Genomic DNA, 2,301 nt, shown 5'->3' on the forward strand with positions numbered 1-2,301 from the left:
GATACGGCCGTGGCGATGGGTATTCCAGCACATCGCGTCTACATCTTCACCTTCGCGATCGGTTTTGCGCTCGCCGCAGTTGGTGGCGTTGTGGCGGCGCCGATCACGACTGTCGACTTCCGCGGTGGCGTCGACATACTGCCGTTCTGCTTCATGGCCGTCATCATCGGCGGCCTCGGCAACCTTCCGGGGACCGCCGCGGCTGCGATCCTGCTCTCCGTCCTCGAAGGTGTCATCTCGAGCGTTGCTGATCCGACCGTGGCGCGCATTTCCTCGCTTGTGTTGATGAGCGCGGTTTTGCTGCTGCGGCCGCAGGGCCTGTTCAAAGGATTGAGCCGTTGACCTCCGCCGCCGCCATCAATCGCGCGCTGTTGGCCGTGTTCACGGCGTTCATGCTCTCGGCGTTCATGCTCTCGGTGCCCTGGTCGGTTCCGGCGCTGATCAACAGCTTTTGGGTGAGCGTCATCGCGGAAATACTGATCTGGTCGCTATTGGCTGCGAGCGTCAACCTGTTGTTCGGTTATGTCGGCCTCTTGTCGTTTGGACAGGCGCTCTATTTCGGCTGCGGCATGTATGGCGTCGCAATCGGCGTCTCCGACTTCGGGCTCTCGTTCTGGCCGGCATTCGGGCTCGGCATCGTCGCCGCGATGGCAATGGCGCTGGTAACCGGGATCTTTGCCGTGCGGCTGACCTGGCACTATTTCGCTATTATTACCGTTGTGTTCTCCCTGATCTTCTACTTCCTCGCGTTGACCAACAAATGGCTCACTGGCGGCGACGACGGCATCAATTTCACGCTACCCTCGACCTTCTCGTTGGGCGGCACGCACTGGAGCTTTACTGATCCCACGTTCCAATACTTTTTTATCCTGGGAACGGTATCGTTCTGCTTCTGGCTGATGCACCGCTTGATCGGCAGCCCACTCGGCAAGGCGTTCCTCGCCATCCGCGACAACGATGTGCGGGCTTCTCTGATCGGTCTCAACGTCTATCTCCTGCGTTTGATAGCGTTTGTGATGGCCGGATTTCTTGCCGGCGTGGCCGGTGCGCTGTTCGCATTCTTCGGTCGTTATGCTTCGGCGACGTACATGTTCTACCACGTGTCGGGGGAGGCCGTTGTCTGGGCGATAGTCGGCGGCGCCGGAACTTTGTTCGGCCCGATCGTTGGCACGAGCATCTTCATCGTCGTGCGTGAGATCGTATCGACCCACTGGGAACACCATTCTCTGATCGTCGGCGTGGTGGCGATCCTGGTCGTGATATTTGCGCCCAAGGGCATCGTAGGGTTGTGGCACGAGCGGCTGATGCGTCTCACCGAGCGGGGCATGGCGCCGCCAGTCGAAACCGAGTTGCGGACCGAGCCGTGAGCGAATTCGTTCTGCGCACCGAGAACCTTACGAAGCGATTTGGCGGGCTGATCGCCGTCGACAAGCTGAGCTTCAACCTCGCGGGCGGGCGCCTGCACGCCATCATCGGACCGAACGGCGCGGGCAAGACCACCTTTTTCAACCTGATATCTGGTCTGCTCACTTCGGATGGAGGTCGTGTGTTCTTCCACGAGCGCGAGATCACCGGGCTCAAGCCGCACCAGATCAGTCGCCTTGGAATCAAACGCACCTTGCAGATCAAAAGTGTGTTCCCGCAGCTCTCCGTGGCGGACAACCTCTGGATTACCGGCTTTGCCGGTCAGCGCTTTTTGAACCCGTTCCGCGCCGCTTCGGGCGATCGCGATACGCGTGAAAAGGTCGAGCGCACCCTCGAGCAGATCGGTCTCACCGCGCTCGCACGGCGGCAGGCCGGCACGCTGTCCTACGGCGATGTGGCGCTTCTCGAGATCGGCATGGCCTTGATTTCCGAGCCGCGGCTGCTGCTGCTTGACGAGCCGACCTGCGGCATGAGCCCGGCCGAAACCGAACGTGCAGTCACCAAGATTCAAGAGCTTGCGCAGGTGATCGACATCATCATCATCGAGCACGATATGGAGGTCGTTTTCGAGATCGCCGACGACATCACTGTGATGGCGCAAGGTGCTATTCTGGCGTCCGGTAGCCCGGAAAAGATCGCCGCCGACGAGCGCGTGCGCGAGGCCTATCTCGGCCGCGAGGAGGACGAGGACTACGTCGAGGAGGAGGAGGTCCATGCTTAGACTCGACGACGTCCACGTCCATATAGGGAAGCTGCACATCCTGCAGGGCGTCACTCTGGAGGTGCAAGCGGGCGAATGCGCGGCGCTGCTCGGACGCAACGGGGTGGGAAAGACAACGACCTTGCGCGCGATCATGGGGCTGGCGCCGCGCAGCC

4 protein-coding genes and 1 pseudogene are annotated in these 2,301 nt (G+C 61.1%); 4 read left to right on the forward strand and 1 reads right to left on the reverse strand.

Annotation, left to right across the window (positions count from 1 at the left end; all coding sequences use genetic code 11):
- Positions 1 to 342: pseudogene (locus JOY90_RS33555) on the forward strand (branched-chain amino acid ABC transporter permease); the annotation flags it as partial.
- On the opposite strand, the gene JOY90_RS33560 reads toward JOY90_RS33555, so the two are convergent.
- The gene (locus tag JOY90_RS33560) at positions 323 to 508 is read right to left on the reverse strand and encodes a hypothetical protein (protein ID WP_291695385.1); all 186 of its coding nucleotides are present in this window, start codon (positions 506 to 508) and stop codon (positions 323 to 325) included. The pseudogene JOY90_RS33555 and the gene JOY90_RS33560 overlap by 20 nt on opposite strands.
- A gap of 4 nt (positions 509 to 512) precedes the next feature.
- Here JOY90_RS33560 and JOY90_RS33565 point away from each other — a divergent pair, with 4 nt between their 5' ends.
- From JOY90_RS33565 to JOY90_RS33575, 3 genes are all read left to right on the forward strand, one after another.
- Complete coding sequence (locus JOY90_RS33565) at positions 513 to 1,367, forward strand: branched-chain amino acid ABC transporter permease (RefSeq protein WP_291695386.1); 855 nt, start codon at positions 513 to 515, stop codon at positions 1,365 to 1,367.
- Positions 1,289 to 2,146 (forward strand): ABC transporter ATP-binding protein, encoded by an 858-nt coding sequence (locus tag JOY90_RS33570; protein ID WP_291695387.1) that lies wholly within the window; start codon positions 1,289 to 1,291, stop codon positions 2,144 to 2,146. The genes JOY90_RS33565 and JOY90_RS33570 overlap by 79 nt, the downstream gene beginning before the upstream one ends.
- Positions 2,139 to 2,301, forward strand: a 163-nt coding sequence (locus JOY90_RS33575; RefSeq protein WP_291695388.1) for an ATP-binding cassette domain-containing protein, incomplete at its 3' end; no start/stop codon positions are given. The genes JOY90_RS33570 and JOY90_RS33575, both read left to right, overlap by 8 nt.

Origin of the sequence: Bradyrhizobium sp., assembly GCF_019242285.1 — a bacterium.
GTDB lineage: Bacteria > Pseudomonadota > Alphaproteobacteria > Rhizobiales > Xanthobacteraceae > Bradyrhizobium.